Below are 16,587 nucleotides of genomic sequence, written 5' to 3'. Positions count from 1 at the left end.
CACCTATGCCGGTTACCCGAATCGCCGCTGTCGCCGGACATTTCGGCGCCGATATCGCCCGCGCTCTCGGCAAGATCGCGGGCATCATCGATCGTTTGGCCATCGAGGGCACCGATCTGCTGGTCCTGCCCGACGCCACGTTGGGCGGCTATATCGGCGACCTACGTAATCCAGCGCCCGACAGTGGTCCTGAAGCCATTGACCCCGACGGTCCCGAGATCCGGCTGCTGTGCCGAATGGCCGGTGCCATGACCGTGTGTGTCGGCTACGCCGAAACCGCCGACGGCCACCGTTACAACTCGGCGGTATGCCTCACCGGAGACGGCATCCTAGGTCGGCACCGTAAGGTGCACCAGCCCGCCGGTGAGCATCTCGTCTACGCGGCTGGTGATGGCTTCCACGCCTTCGACACCCCGGTGGGCCGAGTGGGAATGCTGATCGACTACGACAAGACATTTCCCGAATCGGCACGGGTTCTGGCATTGGACGGCGCACGCACGATCGCGACCCTTTCGGCGTGGCCCGCCAGCACCACCGACCGAGCATCCCGCCTGCCCAGCGACCGCCAAGCCCGGTTGTTCGACCTCTACGATCAGGCCCGCGCCGCCGAGAATCAGGTCGTACTCGCTTCCGCCAACCAAACCGGCATCACCGGCAACCTCCGCTTTCTGGGCCAAGCCAAGATCGTCGGCCCAGGCGGCGACATCCTGGCCAAAACCTGGTCCAAGGGAGGCCTGGCCGTTGCCGACATCGACATAGACGCCGAAGTGGACCGAGCCCGGCGCACCCTCAGACATCTCGAGGAACGCCGTGCCGACACCTACCACAACCTGCTCACCGACAAGAACAGGCACTGATGCATATCGCGCTACTCACCTATTCGACCAAACCGCGCGGCGGGGTCGTGCACACTCTCAACCTGGCCGAAGCCCTCACCAGAGCCGGCGCCGAAGTCACCGTATGGACCCTTGGACGGGGCGGCGACACTCGATTCTTCCGTCCCGTCGATCCGCGGGTGAAAATCCAGGTCGTTCCTTTCGAAGCCGCCGAGAACGAAACCGTCGGCCAGCGGATCACGCGGTCCATCGACGCGCTGCGCGACGCGTTTTCGCCATCCGACTACGACATCGTGCACGCTCAGGACTGCATCAGCGCAAACGCGGTTGGCCGGTGCATCCGTACCATCCACCATCTCGATACCTTCGCCACACCGGAACTGGCCCGCTGTCACGAGCGGGCCATCGTCGAACCTTATGCCCGGATCTGCGTATCCGCAGCCGTCGCGAACGAAGTGCGAGAAGGTTGGGGCCTGCAAGCCGCCGTCATCCCCAATGGCGTCGAATACCACCGGTTCGCCGCAGCCGCGACTGCCGATCCCATTGCCACGGCGCACAGAGCACGCTGGCACCGACGATTCGGGCGATACATTCTCGCGGTCGGCGGCATCGAACCCCGCAAAGGAAGCCTCGACCTCCTCGAAGCCTTCGCCCGCACCACCGTCCACCACCCCGACCTACAACTCGTCATCGCCGGCGGCGAGACACTGTTCGACTACCGCGACTTCCGCACCCAATTCGACCTCCGTGCAGCCCAACTCGGCATCGAACCGATCATCCTGGGCACCATCGACCACACCGACCTCGCCTACCTGGTCGCCGGTGCCGCCGTGCTTCCATTCCTTTCCACGAAGGAAGGCTTCGGGTTGGCCGCCATGGAGGCCCTCGCCGCCGGAGTCCCCGTCGTCGCCCGAGATCTCCCGGTGCTGCGCGAAATATTCGGCACAGCAGTCGAATTCGCCGCAACACCCGATGGAATGGCCACCGCTGTCACCGCAGCGCTACAGCCCGACCCCACCCGCGCGCAACACGGCCGAGCCATAGCAGCAGGCTACAGCTGGGAAGCCGCAGCAGCCGCACACCTCGACTTCTACCGCACCCAACAGCCCTATCCGGCTTTGGCCCGGAAGTTCGGTGAGCGGTGACATCCAGGTCCGGATCGTCCAACAGGCACGCGACAGTGAAAATCCCGCTGACCCATGCGGATGTCAAACTTCAGCCGCCCTTGCCAACACATGACGATGTCGGCGCCGGCCGTAGCGTGCCACTTCGGCCACCGGCCGTCCCTCGTCGATGATGAATGCCGCCGCCTGCGCCTTGTACTGTCACGTGGTCCGGTTGGCGATTCAAATCGCCTGGATGCGGCACGGGAGCCGGGTGGGATGGAGTTGGAGCGGGCTCAGTATGTGGTGGTCGCCGGTACTCCACCGCTCAGTGGCTTCGTTACTTGTCGGACCCGGATGCGAGGGTAGCGTCACGCCACGCGCGCCAGATGGCGGCGTCATCGAATAGCCAGAAGGCCCCTCCGCTGTCCCTGGAGAGGCCTTCTGCCTGTGTGCGCCCGAAGGGATTCGAACCCCTAACCTTCTGATCCGTAGTCAGATGCTCTATCCGTTGAGCTACGGGCGCATGTGTTATTCAGTTGTACCCGGTTACCCGGGGTGGCGGAGGCGAGAGGATTTGAACCTCCGGTCCCCGTGAAGGGACAACTCATTAGCAGTGAGTCCCATTCGGCCGCTCTGGCACGCCTCCTGGAGCCTTCTCTTCGAGGGCACCGGTCCTTTCGAACCGCCGAGCAGAAAGGTTACAGCAGCTACCGACCAGATCACAAAACGGCTGGTCAGCGTAGGTTGCTGTCGAACCAATCGAAGATTCTGGTCTGTGAATCGACCGCGTCGCCGTCGTCCGCTTCGGAGGTGTCGGCGCGGTGGTGCAGGCCGGGGTAGGTGACCACGAGGCTGGCGACCGCGGCGCGGGCGGTCGCGTCGCGTAGCTGGTCGACCTGGGCGGGCGGGGTGGCCGGATCGTCGACGCCGAACAGGCCGAGCCACGGGGCTTGCAGGTTGGGAGCGGCGCGCACGAGGGCGTCGGCCTGGTCGGTGAGCGGCTGGGTGATGCCGTGCGCCGCGACGCTCACCGCGGCGCCGATCGGCCGATTGGTGGCGACCAGGAACGCGGCGGTGCCCGCGGAGTCGAAGCCGAGCACGCCGATGGTGTCGGGGAACACTCCGCGCCGGGTGAGCCAGTCGAAGCAGGCGTCGAAGTCCTCGAACAGTTCGTCGCCGAAGACGCCGGTGCAGGGGTCTTCGTCCGTCCGATGGAAGAGTTTGGGCGCGATCACCGTCCAGCCCTCGCCGGCCAGCGCGTTCATCAGGTCGCGCAACGCGCCGGTGAACTCGCGCGACTCGTGCAGCAGGACGATCCCGCCGCGGGCGTTTCCTTCCGGCTCCACCACCGTGATGGGCACCTGCCCACCGCGGGTCGGCCGCTCGTCGTCCTGGTCGCTTGCCCGCAGCGGGGCCATATCGTCGTAGGTGCCCGACATGAAACCAGCGTAGGGCGAGTTGCTGATCTGCGGTAGAAATTGCACGTGGGGGCCGATATCCCAGAGAAATTTCCGGTACGCCGATCGGGCTTTTCCCGGCGCCGATTAGGGTTGGAGTGTGACAGCGCGAATCCGGCCGGATCTCGAATCGATCCCGGCGTACACCCCCGGCCGCAGCAATCCCGGCGCGGTCAAGCTGGCCAGCAACGAGACGACCATCGGTCCGCTGCCCGCCGCCGCCAAAGCCATCGCCGAAGCCGCCGAGCTGGCCAACCGGTATCCGGACAACCAGTCCACCGAGCTGCGGACGGCGCTGGCCGAGTTCCTCGGCGTCGGCTTAGAGAATGTCGCGGTCGGCTGCGGCAGCGTGGCGCTGTGCCAGGAACTGGTGCAGATCACCTGCTCGTCCCCGTCGGACGAGGTGCTGTTCGCGTGGCGCTCGTTCGAGGCGTACCCGATCGTGACGAAGGTGGGCAACGCCACCGCGGTGCAGGTGCCGCTCACGGCCGGTCAGGTGCACGATCTGGACGCGCTGGCCGCCGCTGTCACCGAGCGGACCAAGTTGATCTTCGTGTGCAACCCGAACAACCCGACCGGCACCGCGGTCGGCGGAACCGAGCTGGTCCGGTTCCTGGACGCGGTGCCGTCGCACGTGCTGGTGGTGCTGGACGAGGCGTACTACGAATACGTACGGCTCGCCGACCACCCCGACGGTGTCGAGATCGGCCGGACCAGGCCCAACGTGGTTGTGCTGCGCACCTTCTCCAAGGCATACGGCCTGGCCGGGCTGCGGGTGGGCTACGCGGTGGGCGATCCGGCCGTGATCACGGCGCTGCTGAAGGTGCACATCCCGTTCAGCGTGAGCCGGCTCGCGCAGGCGGCGGCGATCGCGTCGCTGGAGGCACGCCATGAATTGCTCGATCGCACCGACCCTCTGGTCGTCGAACGCGAACGGGTGCGCGACGCGCTGGTGGCGGCGGGGTACCCGGTACCACCGAGTGAGGCGAACTTCGTGTGGCTGCCGCTGGGGGCGCGCAGCGCCGAGTTCGGCGAGGCCAGCGCGGCGGCCGGGGTGCTGGTGCGCCCGTACGGGGCCGACGGGGTGCGCGTCACCATCGGCGACCCGCACGAGAACGATCTGTTCCTGAGCTTCGCCGGTGAACCGGAGGTGCTGGCCCGGTTCCTGGGTTAGCGGGGGGTTAGCTCGGGGTTAGCGGACGCCGATCGCGGGTGCGATGACGGGCCAGGAGAGCGCGAGTTCGTCCTCCCAGTACGGCCAGGAATGCGTGCCGGTGGCCCGGAAGTGCGCGGTGACCGGGATGCCGAGCGAGCGCAGCCGTTCGGTGAGCCGCAGCGTGCAGGCGTTGGTCGCGGCCTCCAGCGGGCCGCCGAACGTGATCGTGCTGGGCAGGTCTACGTTCGGCGTCCCCGGTACGTCGTGCACGCCGGGCAGACCGCTTCCGACCGACAGGTAGATCGTCTTGCCCCGCAACGCGTCCGCGTGCAGGGTGACGTCGTGCGCCAGCCACTCGGGGTCGTCCCGCTTGCCGAACATATTGTCCGGCTCGCCCATGTAGGTGGCCACCACGGCCCGCGCCTGCGCCTGACCGATGTCGGTGCCCATCGAGAAGCAGCCGCTGTGCGCCGCGATCGCCTTGTAGAGCGTCGGCCGCCGGAACGCGAGCATCATCGCGGCCTCCGCGCCCATCGAGACGCCCATCACCGCGTTGGTGCCGTTGCCGTCGAACTTCGCGTCGATCAGCGGAGGCAGCTCCTTGGTCAGGAACGTCTCCCACTTGTTGGTGCCGAGCACCGGGTCGGGCTGCTGCCAGTCGGTGTAGAAGCTGGCCGGCCCCCCGACGGTGAGTACGACGTTGACGTCCTTGTCGGCGTAGAAACGGTCGGCGTGCCCGAGTTCGGTCCAGTTGTTGCTGTCGGGGCTCGCGCTGCGGCCGTCGAGCATGTAGATGGTGGGACGCGGGCGCGACTGGTCGCGCGGCAGCAGCACCTGCACCTCGACCACCCGGCTCATCGCGGGCGAGGCGACGTAGACCCGCAGCCACCGATCGTTGATCGGTTCGACGCGCTCGATCCGCGGCGTCGAGGGCTGCTTACTGGTCGGCTCGGCCGGGCCGGGACCGTCCGAGGAACCGGTGTTGCCCGGCGGCGGATTGCCGGGCGCTGCCGTGACCTGAGGAGCACCGAATGACACCACACCGGAGACGAGTGCGGCACTGATCAGGGCGCTGGAAAGCCAACGCCGCACCCCGCGACACAGCATGCGAACCATCCTGCCAGAGACATCGATCGGCCGAAGAAAGATCGTCGCCGGATCGCGGGCCGAGCAGCGCATTCACCGTGCGGTGAGGCCGTCCTGCCAGCGCCGCTCCACTCCGGCGAAACGCCACACCGCGGCGGCGACCGCCCAGGTGAGCACGAACAGCCCGACGACGATGTATCCGAGATCGCCCAGATCGAGATTCCCGATCCAGGCGACGACGCCCGATTCGATCTCGAGCCGATCGGCGACGATGGAGACGATCTCCTGCCCGCCGATCAACAGCGCCACTGCCACCGAGAGTCCCGTGATCACCAGGTTGTAGTAGATCTTGCGCACCGGCTCGGCGAAGGCCCAGTCGTAGGCGAAGCTCATGAACGAACTGTCCAGCGAGTCGAACAGCGCCATGCCGGCCGAGAACAGCACCGGCAGCACCAGAATCGAGTACCAGTGCAGCCCGGTCGCCGCCGCGCCGCCCGCGATCACGAGCAGTCCGACCTCGGTGACGGTGTCGAATCCGAGGCCGAACAGCACGCCCACCGGGTACATGTGCCGCGGCTTGCGAACCAGGCCGAGGACCGGCCGTAGCACCCGGTTGAGCAGCCCCCGGCTGTCCAGCTGCTTTTCCAGCTGCGCCTCGTCGAATTCGCCGCGGCGCAGCTGCCGGAACACCCGCCAGATTCCCACCAGCGATGCGAGATTGAGCAAACCGATCAGGATCAGGAACGTGCCGGAGACGCTGGTGCCCCACAGTCCCGTCCAGCGTTGCAGAGCCGAATCCTCGTCCGCCAAGCTGGAGGCGAACGCCCGCACACCGAACGCGAGCAACCCCACGAGCGCGAACACCACACTGGAGTGACCGAGCGCGAACCAGAAGCCGACCGTTTGCACCCGCTGCCCGCTGTCCGCCACCAGTTTTCGCGTCGTGTTGTCGATGGCGGCGATGTGGTCGGCATCGAACGCGTGCCGCATGCCGAGCGTGTACGCCGTCACACCGAGACCGACGCCGAACACCGAACCGTCGATCACATAGTGGCCCGGAGCGACGAGCAGCAGAAGTGTCCCCCAGCCGAGAACGTGAAGAGCGAGGACGGTGACGGCCATTCCGATGACACTGCGCACGAGCGAACCCCTCGACCCCCGAAATGCAGACCTGCCAACGATACTCGACCGCACCGACACCGGTCCGCGTCTCCGGTCGATCCAGCAAATCACATCCGGCACAACGGCGTGCTGTCCCTCGCGCAGCAGGCTGACCCAGTGGCGCGCTCCAGCACGCCCCGAACGACCATAGGCCGTGTCCGGGGGCGGAAGCCCGCCGAGTGGGTGGGGTTGCACGCACCCAACACATAGCGAAACGACCCCTGCTCACGCCTTCCCTGGACATGGGGAAGCGAGGAGTGCAGCGGAGACGGAGGGATTTGAACCCCCGGTCGCTCTCGCGACGCTCGCTTTCAAGGCGAGTGCATTCGGCCGCTCTGCCACGTCTCCAGGGACCTGATCGTAGCGGACGGTTCAGGGAGCGTGCTTGCCGATTTCCTCGTCGACGCGTTCGAAGACGTCGGCGATCGCCTCGAGCTGGGCTGGGGCGAGCAGGTCGATGAAGTGGCGGCGGACGGCTTCGACGTGGCCGGGCGCGGCGGCTCGCAGCCGGCGCAGGCCCTCGTCGGTGAGTTCGGCGAGCACGCCGCGGCCATCCTCCAGGCAGGTGTTGCGGCGGACCATCTTCTGCGCCTCGAGCCGCCGGATCTGATGGGTCAGCTTGCTGCGCGAGGACAGCACGCCGTCGGCCAGTTCGCTCATCCGCAACGAGCGGTCGGGCGCCTCGGAGAGCAGGACGAGGATTCGGTATTCGGCGACGGTCAGGTCGCTGTCCCGTTGTAGCTGACGATTCAGCGCCGTCATCAGGCGCTGGTGGCCGTCCATGTAGGCGCGCCAGGCCCGCTGCTGCGCCGGGGTGAGCCAACGCGGCTCGGTCACGACGCGACCGATCGATTCGGGATGCACGGTGGTCATTCTATGCGCGGCGAAGTGCGGAAATGGGCAACTATCGCAGGTCAGCGCACCGTGGACAGCAGTGCGCGGTCCACCGCGGCCGGGCTCGTGCAGCCGGCGAGGCCGAGCGCGGAGTCGAAATCGGCGAGCACGGTGCGCAGCGCGTGCCGGACCCCCGTGGCTCCTGCCAACCCGAGGCCGTAGGCCCACGGCCGCCCGTACAGCACCGCCTTCGCGCCCAAGGCCAGCGCGACGAGCACGTCGGAACCGGTGCGCAGGCCGGAGTCGAACAGCACGTCGGCGCGATCGCCGATGGTGGCAACGACCGCGGGCAGCGCGTCCAGCGCCGCGATCGAGCCATCCAGCTGACGGCCGCCGTGATTGCTCACCACCACCGCGTCGGCACCGGCATCCACCGCCTGACGGGCGTCGTCGGGGTGCAGGATGCCCTTCACCGCGATCGGGAGGTCCGTCCATTCGCGCAGGCGCGCGACGTCGGCGAGCCGCAACGTGTGGTTGCCGAACAGCCCTGCCCAGGTGAGGATGGCCGTCCGCATCGCCTCCTCGCTCTCCTCCGGCGCGGTGGGCAGTTTGGCCCGGAAGACCGGATCGGACAGGTAGTTGGCGATGCCCTTGCCGTGCAAGAACGGCAGGTGCGCCTGTTCCAGGTCGCGCGGCCGCCAGCCGAGGACCGGGGCGTCCACGGTGACTATGATCGCCGAGGCCCCGGCTCGTTCGGCGCGCCGAACGAAGGAGCAGGCCAGGTCGTCGTCGGCGGGCCAGTACAGCTGGTACCACCAGGCACCGGCGGCCGCGCCGACATCCTCGATGGTCGAGGAGGCGGCGGTGGACAGCACGGTACCGATGCCGAGTTCCTTGGTCACCTCGGCCACGATCACCTCGCCGCCCTCGTGCAGCAGTTCCAGGACGCCGACCGGCGCGGTGAGCACGGGCGCGGCCAGTTTCGTGCCGAGCACCTCGACGGACAGATCCCGCTCGCCGGGGCCGGTGGAGCCGCGCAGCATCCGCGGCAAGATGCGGTAGCGGTCGAAGGCGGACCGGTTGGCCGCGGCGGTGCGCTCCGCGGACGCGCTGCCCGCCAGGTAGGCGAAAGCGGCCGGATCCAGCCGCTGCTGCGCCAGCGACTCCAAACCTGCTGCGGTCATGGGCAATTCAGGTGTCACGCCACCCAGGCCCCCGAGATAGATCTCGTTCTGGAAATCGATGAAGCCGCCGCTCATCACCGGAACGCTAGTCCGTGGTGCCGGTGACCGCAGGCCGCTTGCCGGATCGGTCCGGAAAAGCCGGCTCGGGGGGTCAGCGCGCAGCCGTCCGTCCGCGCGGAGCACTATGGCAGGGTGCGCGCGATAGATCTGAACGGTTCCGGCGGTCCCGAGGTCATGATCTTGTCCGAGGTGCCGGAGCCGACGCCGGGACACGGCGACGTGCTGATCGAGGTGGCCGCCGCGGGCGTCAACCGGGCCGATCTGTTGCAGCGTCAGGGCTATTACCCGTCCCCGCCGGGAGCCAGCCCCCTGCTCGGCCTGGAATGCTCCGGCGTGATCGCCGGAATCGGCGACGGAGTCCGCGACTGGGCGGTCGGCGACCGAGTGTGCGCGCTGCTGTCCGGCGGCGGCTATGCCGAGCGGGTCGTCGTACCCGCCACCCAGGTGCTTCCGGTTCCGGACAGCCTCGACCTGGGCGCGTCGGCCGGGCTGCCCGAAGTGGCGGCCACCGTGTGGTCGAACCTGGTGATGACCGCGGGTCTGCGGGCCGGCCAGCTGGTGCTGATCCACGGCGGCGGCAGCGGAATCGGCACGCACGCCATCCAGGTCGCCAAAGCCCTCGGCGCGCGTGTCGCGGTGACCGCGGGATCGGCCGAGAAGCTGGCGCGCTGCGCGGAGCTCGGGGCGGACCTGCTGATCAACTACAAGGAAGACGACTTCGTCGCCGCGGTACGCGCCGAGCGCTCCGCCACGGGCAGCCCTGGCGCGGACGTCATCCTCGACAACATGGGCGCGGCCTACCTGGGACGCAACGTCGACGCGCTGGCCGAGCACGGCCGCCTCGTGGTGATCGGCATGCAGGGCGGCGTCAGCGCCGAATTGAACCTGGGCGCCCTGCTGCGCAAATGGGGCACCGTCCACGCCACCAACGTGCGCGGGCGGCCAGCGACCGGCGCGGGCAGCAAAGCCGAGATCGTGGCCGAGGTGCGCGGGCAGCTGTGGCCGTTGATCGCCGACGGCACGGTGGCGCCCGTCATCGCGGCCGAACTGCCGATCGAGGAGGCCGCCGAAGCGCACCGGCTGCTGGAGTCCGGCGAGGCGTTCGGCAAGGTCGTGCTGCGGGTGGCGGAACTGTGAGCGCCGCTCACTCCAGCGCCAGCAGCGCCCGGCCGAGCTGATCGATCTCGAACTTGGTGGTGTAGGGCGCGAGGCCGATGGTCACCGCACCGCCCTCGTCGTTGACGCCGAGTGCGTCCAGCAGCCTGCTGCCGCCGTGCACGCCGCTGACCGTGCCGATCCGGTTGTCGGCGAGCTTCGCCGCGACCTTCTCCGCCTGCATGCCCGCGAGCGTGAAGCTGACCGTGGGAATGCGGGTGGAGGCGCGGCCGATCACGGTGAGGCTGGGGATCGAGTCGAGCATGCTCATCAAGTGCTCGAACAGATGGTCGTGGTAGTCCTGCAACGAGGTGATCGACATCTCCAGGCGCTGGCGCCGGGTGCCGCGCGCCCGCTCGTCCAGCCCGGCCAGGAAGTCGATCGAGGTGGTCAGGCCCGCGAGCAGCGCGTACTGGTGCCCGCCGACCTCGAGCCGCTCGGCGCCCTTCGCGTAGGGGTTGAGCGACATGGACGGGATCCGGTCCAGGAACGCGGGATCGCGGAAGACCAGCGCGCCGATCTGCGGACCGCCCCAAGCCGGTGCGCTCAACGCGACGACGTCGGCGTTCAGTTCCTCGATATCGATCAGGGCATACGGTGCGGCGCCGAACGCGTCCGCCACCAGCAGGCCGCCCACCTCGTGCACCCGGTCCGCGGCCACCCGCACGGCGGGCGCCGAGCCGACGATGGGCGAGGCGGCGGTGAGCGCCACCAGCCGTGCCGTGGGGCCGATCAGTTCCTCGAACTGCCAGGACGGCATCTCGCAGGTCTCGATCTCCACCTCGGCCCAGCGCACGTGCGCGCCGTAGCGGTTGGCGATGCGCAGCCACGGCGCGACATTGGCCTCGTCGTCCAGCCGGGACAGCACGATGCCGGTGCCCAGGCCGAGGCGGGAGCTCAGCGATTCGGCGAGCCAGGCCAGCAGGACCGCGCGGTCGGGGCCGAGCACGACACCCGCCGGGTCGCCGCCGACCAGGTCGGCCACGGCCTCGCGGGCCGCGTCCAGAATCGCCGCACTGCGTACGGCCGCGGCGGTCCGGCCGATATGCGAGAAGGAGGAGGTTCGGAAACCTGTTGAAACAGCGCGGGATACCGCGTCCGGAACCAGCATCCCCGCTTGCGGGTCGAGATGGATCCAGCCGTCGCCCAGGGACGGTATCAGGCCCCGAACCCGCGCGACGTCGTAAGTCATGCTGGCCACTCTAAGGGCAGCGGGCGAGCCTGTGTAACCGCGTTCCCCTCCACATCGTGGCGAGAGCACAGCGACCTGGGACTCAGCATGGCGACCGACTTTCGACAAATCCGAACCGCACGACCCGAACAGGATAGAACGCCGACTCCCACGGCGGCGCGTACCCGCGATACGCGCCGGACCCTGCCCGGTGGGCCCGCTGCGGAACACCGGCTTAGCGCCTTCCGAGCGGACACGACATGATAGGGACCATGACGCACTCGGATGAGGCACCGGACCATATCGTCGTTGTCGGACCCGACGGCAGGCCGTTGGCCATCCCGGCGGCAGCCGGATCGGAGGCGCCGTTCACCGCGCAGGTGGTGACCGACGATGACAAGGACAAGTCGGGTGACCGGGACGACTCCGGCGAATCGCTCGCCGACATGGTCGAGCAGCCCGCGAAGGTCATGCGGATCGGCACCATGATCAAGCAACTGCTCGAGGAGGTGCGCGCCGCTCCGCTGGACGAGGCCAGCCGCAATCGTCTCAAGGAGATCCACACCTCCTCGGTGCGCGAGCTGGAGCAGGGTCTCGCCCCTGAACTGCGCGAAGAGCTCGAGCGGCTCACCCTGCCGTTCACCGACGACGCCGTCCCGTCCGACGCCGAGCTGCGGATCGCGCAGGCCCAGCTGGTCGGCTGGCTGGAGGGCCTGTTCCACGGCATCCAGACCGCGCTGTTCGCCCAGCAGATGGCCGCGCGCGCCCAGCTCGAACAGATGCGCCAGGGCGCGCTGCCGCCCGGCCTCAACGCCGCCGACCCGCGCGGCAGCCAGGCCGGCCACGTCACCGGCGGTTCCGGCCAGTACCTGTGAGACCGGCGACGCGCGTGTGCCACGCGGTGGCGGGAAGCCGCCGGGGTAGTCTCGTGCACCGTGCCCGCCGCTGCCGCTCGCTCCGACTCGGTTTCCGACCCGAGTGCGGTGCGTCCTGAAGAGAGCTCAGTTGGTTCCGATGACCAAGCCCGTTCAGATGACAGCTCGCCGACCCCCTCGACCGAGCCCACGGTGCGTTCCGGCGACGACTCACCGGAGGATCCGGTGAGCGCGGCCACACCGCAGACGGAGACCCTGCACGCCGGAGCCACCGAGGCGAAGATCGTGCCGGACTCGCAGACGTTCCGGCGCGCGTTCCAGGACTTCGCGAGCGGCTTCGCGCAGCGGGAGCTGTGGCTGTCGCTCGGCTGGCAGGACATCAAGCAGCGCTACCGCCGCTCGGTGCTCGGGCCGTTCTGGATCACCATCGCCACCGGCTTGCAGGCGGTGGCGATGGGCGTGCTGTACGCGGCGCTGCTCGGCCAGCCGCTGCGCGAGTACCTGCCCTACGTGACGGTCGGGTTGATCATCTGGAACGTCATCCAGGCCAGCATCCTGGAGGGTTCGGAGGTCTTCATCGCCAACGAGGGCCTGATCAAGCAGCTGCCCTCCGCGCTGAGCGTGCACGTCTACCGGCTGGTGTGGCGGCAACTGCTCTTCTTCGCCCACAACTTGGTCATCTACGTGGTGATGCTCGTCGCGTTCGGCCTGTGGCGCCATCTCGGCGTGGCCAGTCTCCTGGCGATTCCGGCGATCGCGCTGATCTTCCTGAATTCGATGTGGGTGTCGATCGTGTTCGGCATCTTCAGCACGCGCTACCGCGACATCGCGCCGATTCTCGGCAGCACCACGCTGATGCTGTTCGTGCTGACGCCGGTCATGTGGACGACCAAGACGCTGCAATCGCAGATGAACAACGGCGACCGCGCGAAGCTGGCCGAACTCGTGCCGACGTTCCACTATCTCGAAATCGTCCGGGCGCCCCTGCTCGGCGAACCGCAGGAACTGCGGCACTGGCTGGTCGTCGGCGTGATCACCGTGCTGGGCTGGATCGTGGCGATTCTCGCCATGAAGCAGTTCCGTTCGCGCGTACCGTACTGGGTATAGGAGCGCCCCGATGAGTCGTGTGAGTATCGAGACCCAGCAGGCCTGGGTCGAATTCCCGATCTTCGACGCCAAATCGCGGTCGTTGAAGAAGGCGTTCCTCGGCAAGGCGGGCGGCGCGATCGGGCGCAACAAATCCGACGTGGTCGTGGTCGAGGCCCTGCGGGACATCAATCTGTCGTTGCAAGAAGGCGATCGGGTCGGCCTGGTCGGGCACAACGGCGCGGGCAAATCGACGCTGCTGCGCCTGCTTTCGGGCATCTACGAACCCTCGCGCGGCAGTGCGCGCATCCGCGGGCGGGTGGCGCCGGTGTTCGACCTCGGCATCGGGATGGACCCGGAGATCTCCGGCTACGAGAACATCATCATCCGCGGCCTGTTCCTCGGGCAGACCCGCAAGCAGATGCTGTCGAAGATCGACGAGATCGCCGATTTCACCGAGCTCGGCGAATACCTGTCCATGCCGCTGCGCACCTATTCCACCGGTATGCGGGTTCGCCTCGCGATGGGTGTGGTCACTTCGATCGATCCGGAGATTCTGTTACTCGACGAGGGTATCGGCGCCGTCGACGCGGAATTCATGAAGAAGGCTCGCAAGCGGTTGCAGTCCTTGGTGACGCGTTCGGGCATCCTGGTCTTCGCGAGCCATTCGAACGAATTCCTCGCGCAGCTGTGCGATACAGCGCTGTGGATCGATCACGGCCAAATCCGCTTGCGTGGCGGCATCGAAGAAGTGGTGCGAGCCTATGAGGGGCCGGAGGCAGGCGATCACGTCGCGACCGTGCTGCGCGAGATGGAAGCCGAACGGGGCGGGACAAACGAACGAGAATTGGAGCGGAATCAGGCATGAGCGGTCAGGCGCGGAGGCGGCAGCGAAGCGTGACCACGGAGCGCCCCGCTCATGCCAAGGAAGGCCACAGCATGAGCGGTCAGGCGCGGAGGCGGCAGCGAAGCGTGACCACAGAGCGCCCCGCTCATGCCAAGGAAGGCCACAGCATGAGCGGTCAGGCGCGGAGGCGGCAGCGAAGCGTGACCACGGAGCGCCCCGCTCATGCGAGAAAGACCACAGCATGAGTGAGCCGACCGGGCAGGACACCCCGATCGACGAAGGGGCGCAGACCCGGATCGGCTCCGCGCTGGAGGAGGCTGTCGAGCCCGCCGCGAAATCCGCAGTGCCGACGTCGAATTCGCAACCGCGCATCGTGGCCGTGGTCGTCACGCACAAGCGCCGCGAACTGCTCGCCGAGTCGCTGAAGGCCGTCACCTCGCAGTCCCGGCCGGTGGACCACCTGATCGTGGTCGACAACGGCAACGAGACCGAGGTCGCCGACCTGGTGCGCGACCAGCCGGTGGAATCCACCTACCTGGGCTCGGCGCACAACCTCGGCGGCGCGGGCGGGTTCGCACTCGGCATGCTGCACGCGTTGAGCATCGGCGCGGACTGGGTGTGGCTCGCCGACGACGACGGCAGACCCGAAGGCCCCGACGTGCTGTCCACCCTGCTGGACTGCGCGAACCGGCACGGCTTGGTCGAGGTCTCGCCCGTGGTCTGCGACATCGATGAGCCCGACCGGCTCGCCTTCCCGCTGCGCCGCGGCGTGGTCTGGCGCAGGCTGCGCTCGGAACTCGGCGACGACGATTTCCTGCCCGGCATCGCCTCGCTGTTCAACGGCGCGCTGATCTCCGCACGGGCGGTCGATGTGATCGGCGTGCCGGACCTACGCCTGTTCGTGCGCGGTGACGAGGTGGAGGTGCACCGCAGGCTGGTGCGCTCCGGGCTGCCGTTCGGCACCTGCCTGCAGACGGCGTATCTGCATCCCAACGGCGCGGCCGAGTTCAAGCCGATCCTCGGCGGCCGGATGCACACGCAGTATCCCGACGATCCGGTGAAGCGCTACTTCACCTACCGCAACCGCGGCTACCTGATGTCCCAGCCGGGCATGCGGAAGCTGTTGCCTCAGGAATGGGTTCGGTTCTCCTGGTTCTTTCTGGTCACCCGCCGCGACCCCGCGGGCCTGCGCGAATGGTTCCACCTGCGTTCCCTCGGCCGGCACGAGCAGTTCGGCAAACCGGACTGAGGCCGGGTAGCGCCTCGGCCCGACGCGCACAGTCGATCCGCGATTCCGGAAAATCGGTTGTGCGCGGCGGGGGTCGGCTGCGAAGGTGATGGGGACTGCGAGAGAGGCAAGGAGGTGTGGACCGTGACGAGGAACGTTCGGGTTGTCGTGCTCAGGCGCGCTGACGTCCGTCATGCCGCCACGCGAAACTCCCCCTCATTCTCCGCTCGCTGAACCCGCCGTCGGGTTCGGCGCCCGACGAAGGACTCCTTCCCTCATGGTCGACCACGACCTTCTCGTCCCTTACGGCTGGACCGAAGCCGTTGCCTCGCACTACGCCCCGATGATCGAGGAAGACTGTGTGCCCGCGCGCGTGATCCGCATGGATCGCAGTGAATGCGACGTCGCCACGCCGAACGGGCTGGCCCGCGCCCGTTGCCCGCGCCCGGATTCCGAAGTGAGCGGGCTGTGCACCGGCGACTGGGTGACCGTCGACGCCACCTCGGCGGTGCGCCGGTTGCTGCCGCGCCGGTCGGCGATCACGCGGTCGTCCGCCTCCGGCCGATCGCAGGGCCACGTGCTCGCCGCCAATGTCGACACCGTCCTGATCTGTACCGCCGCCGACGGCGACGTGGATCTCGGCCGCATCGAACGCATGCTCGCGCTCGTCTGGGAGAGCAACGCCCAGCCGATCGTGCTGCTCACCAAGGCCGACGCCGCCGACGACCTCCCGCTCCCCGAGGTCCGCGCCGTGGCTCCTGGCGCAGCCGTGCTCGAGGTGAGCGCGAGCACCGGCCTCGGGCTCGACGTGCTCACGGCGATGCTCGACGGCACCGTCGCGCTGCTCGGACCCTCCGGCGCTGGGAAGTCGACCCTCGCCAACGCGCTGCTCGGCGCGGAGGTGTTCGCCACCAACGCGGTCCGCGACGCCGACAAGAAAGGCAGGCACACCACGGTGCACCGGGAGCTGCGCCCACTGCCCGGCGGCGGCACCCTGATCGACACTCCCGGGCTGCGCGGCGTCGGTCTATGGGACGCCTCCGAAGGGATCGAGAAGACCTTCAGCGACATCGAATCCCTTGGCGCGCAGTGCCGATTCGGCGACTGCGCACACCACGGCGAACCGGGATGCGCCGTGCGGGCGGCGATCGACAACGGCGAACTCACCCAGCGCAGGCTCGACAGCTACGAGAAGCTGGCGCGGGAGAACGAATGGATGCTGGCGCGCACCGACAAACGGTTGCGAGCCGAACGCGAGCGAGCCTGGCGGGACATCACCAAGCAGCACCGCAAGATGTTCCGGGAACGGAACTCGCGACGCTGATCGAGCGGGAGCACGGTAGGG

Annotated in this window: 15 protein-coding genes and 3 tRNA genes; 9 read left to right on the top strand and 9 right to left on the bottom strand. The window is 68.2% G+C overall.

Going from position 1 to position 16,587, the window contains the following annotated elements:
- The first annotated feature begins 5 nt into the window (after positions 1-5).
- Both ACT89H_RS20840 and ACT89H_RS20835 read left to right on the top strand, forming a co-directional pair.
- Entirely contained in the window at positions 6-857 is an 852-nt protein-coding gene (locus ACT89H_RS20840; RefSeq protein ID WP_445110287.1) for a carbon-nitrogen hydrolase family protein, read from the top strand.
- Positions 857-1,981 (top strand): MSMEG_0565 family glycosyltransferase, encoded by a 1,125-nt coding sequence (locus ACT89H_RS20835; RefSeq protein WP_445110286.1) that lies wholly within the window; start codon positions 857-859, stop codon positions 1,979-1,981. The genes ACT89H_RS20840 and ACT89H_RS20835 overlap by 1 nt, the downstream gene beginning before the upstream one ends.
- Positions 1,982-2,392: 411 nt before the next feature.
- On the opposite strand, the gene ACT89H_RS20830 is transcribed toward ACT89H_RS20835, so the two are convergent.
- The 3 genes from ACT89H_RS20830 to ACT89H_RS20820 all read right to left on the bottom strand — a co-directional run bounded on the left by ACT89H_RS20830 (position 2,393) and on the right by ACT89H_RS20820 (position 3,381).
- Positions 2,393-2,465: transfer RNA gene (locus ACT89H_RS20830), tRNA-Arg, on the bottom strand.
- 33 nt (positions 2,466-2,498) lie between these two features.
- Positions 2,499-2,588 (bottom strand) — tRNA-Ser (locus tag ACT89H_RS20825).
- An 88-nt stretch (positions 2,589-2,676) separates the two neighbouring features.
- Complete coding sequence (locus tag ACT89H_RS20820) at positions 2,677-3,381, bottom strand: dienelactone hydrolase family protein (RefSeq protein WP_445110285.1); 705 nt, start codon at positions 3,379-3,381, stop codon at positions 2,677-2,679.
- Between the two features lie 118 nt (positions 3,382-3,499).
- Between ACT89H_RS20820 and hisC the strand changes: the two genes are divergently transcribed.
- The gene (gene hisC, locus ACT89H_RS20815; protein WP_445110284.1) at positions 3,500-4,573 is read left to right on the top strand and encodes a histidinol-phosphate transaminase; all 1,074 of its coding nucleotides are present in this window, start codon (positions 3,500-3,502) and stop codon (positions 4,571-4,573) included.
- A gap of 18 nt (positions 4,574-4,591) precedes the next feature.
- Here the strand turns inward: hisC and ACT89H_RS20810 are convergent, their stop codons facing one another.
- The 5 genes from ACT89H_RS20810 to ACT89H_RS20790 all read right to left on the bottom strand — a co-directional run bounded on the left by ACT89H_RS20810 (position 4,592) and on the right by ACT89H_RS20790 (position 8,895).
- Positions 4,592-5,662, bottom strand: a complete 1,071-nt coding sequence (locus ACT89H_RS20810; RefSeq protein ID WP_445110283.1) for an alpha/beta hydrolase — start codon at positions 5,660-5,662, stop codon at positions 4,592-4,594.
- Positions 5,663-5,734: 72 nt separating this feature from the next.
- The gene (gene nicT, locus ACT89H_RS20805; RefSeq protein WP_498049539.1) at positions 5,735-6,781 is read right to left on the bottom strand and encodes a Nickel transporter NicT; all 1,047 of its coding nucleotides are present in this window, start codon (positions 6,779-6,781) and stop codon (positions 5,735-5,737) included.
- A gap of 284 nt (positions 6,782-7,065) precedes the next feature.
- Positions 7,066-7,150 (bottom strand) — tRNA-Ser (locus ACT89H_RS20800).
- A gap of 24 nt (positions 7,151-7,174) precedes the next feature.
- On the bottom strand, positions 7,175-7,585 hold the full coding sequence (locus ACT89H_RS20795; protein WP_445110385.1) for a MarR family winged helix-turn-helix transcriptional regulator: 411 nt from the start codon (positions 7,583-7,585) through the stop codon (positions 7,175-7,177).
- 131 nt (positions 7,586-7,716) lie between these two features.
- Positions 7,717-8,895, bottom strand: coding sequence for a lactate 2-monooxygenase (locus tag ACT89H_RS20790; RefSeq protein ID WP_445110282.1), 1,179 nt, complete (start codon positions 8,893-8,895; stop codon positions 7,717-7,719).
- A 117-nt stretch (positions 8,896-9,012) separates the two neighbouring features.
- Between ACT89H_RS20790 and ACT89H_RS20785 the strand changes: the two genes are divergently transcribed.
- Entirely contained in the window at positions 9,013-10,017 is a 1,005-nt protein-coding gene (locus ACT89H_RS20785; RefSeq protein ID WP_445110281.1) for an NAD(P)H-quinone oxidoreductase, read from the top strand.
- A gap of 7 nt (positions 10,018-10,024) precedes the next feature.
- Here the strand turns inward: ACT89H_RS20785 and ACT89H_RS20780 are convergent, their stop codons facing one another.
- Positions 10,025-11,227, bottom strand: coding sequence for a cysteine desulfurase-like protein (locus tag ACT89H_RS20780; RefSeq protein WP_445110280.1), 1,203 nt, complete (start codon positions 11,225-11,227; stop codon positions 10,025-10,027).
- Between the two features lie 251 nt (positions 11,228-11,478).
- Between ACT89H_RS20780 and ACT89H_RS20775 the strand changes: the two genes are divergently transcribed.
- The 5 genes from ACT89H_RS20775 to rsgA all read left to right on the top strand — a co-directional run bounded on the left by ACT89H_RS20775 (position 11,479) and on the right by rsgA (position 16,566).
- A complete protein-coding gene (locus ACT89H_RS20775; RefSeq protein WP_445110279.1) occupies positions 11,479-12,081 on the top strand; it encodes a bacterial proteasome activator family protein in 603 nt (200 codons plus the stop codon).
- Between the two features lie 225 nt (positions 12,082-12,306).
- The gene (gene wzm / locus ACT89H_RS20770) at positions 12,307-13,188 is read left to right on the top strand and encodes a galactan export ABC transporter permease subunit Wzm/RfbD (protein ID WP_445110278.1); all 882 of its coding nucleotides are present in this window, start codon (positions 12,307-12,309) and stop codon (positions 13,186-13,188) included.
- Between the two features lie 10 nt (positions 13,189-13,198).
- On the top strand, positions 13,199-14,035 hold the full coding sequence (gene wzt, locus ACT89H_RS20765; RefSeq protein ID WP_445110277.1) for a galactan export ABC transporter ATP-binding subunit Wzt/RfbE: 837 nt from the start codon (positions 13,199-13,201) through the stop codon (positions 14,033-14,035).
- Between the two features lie 220 nt (positions 14,036-14,255).
- Positions 14,256-15,263: a galactofuranosyltransferase GlfT1 gene (gene glfT1 / locus ACT89H_RS20760; RefSeq protein WP_445110276.1), complete on the top strand. Its 1,008-nt coding sequence runs from the start codon at positions 14,256-14,258 to the stop codon at positions 15,261-15,263.
- Between the two features lie 256 nt (positions 15,264-15,519).
- Entirely contained in the window at positions 15,520-16,566 is a 1,047-nt protein-coding gene (rsgA, locus tag ACT89H_RS20755; protein WP_445110275.1) for a ribosome small subunit-dependent GTPase A, read from the top strand.
- Positions 16,567-16,587 lie beyond the last annotated feature (21 nt).

The organism is Nocardia aegles, assembly GCF_052545135.1.
This window is presented reverse-complemented; position numbering and strand designations above follow the sequence as displayed.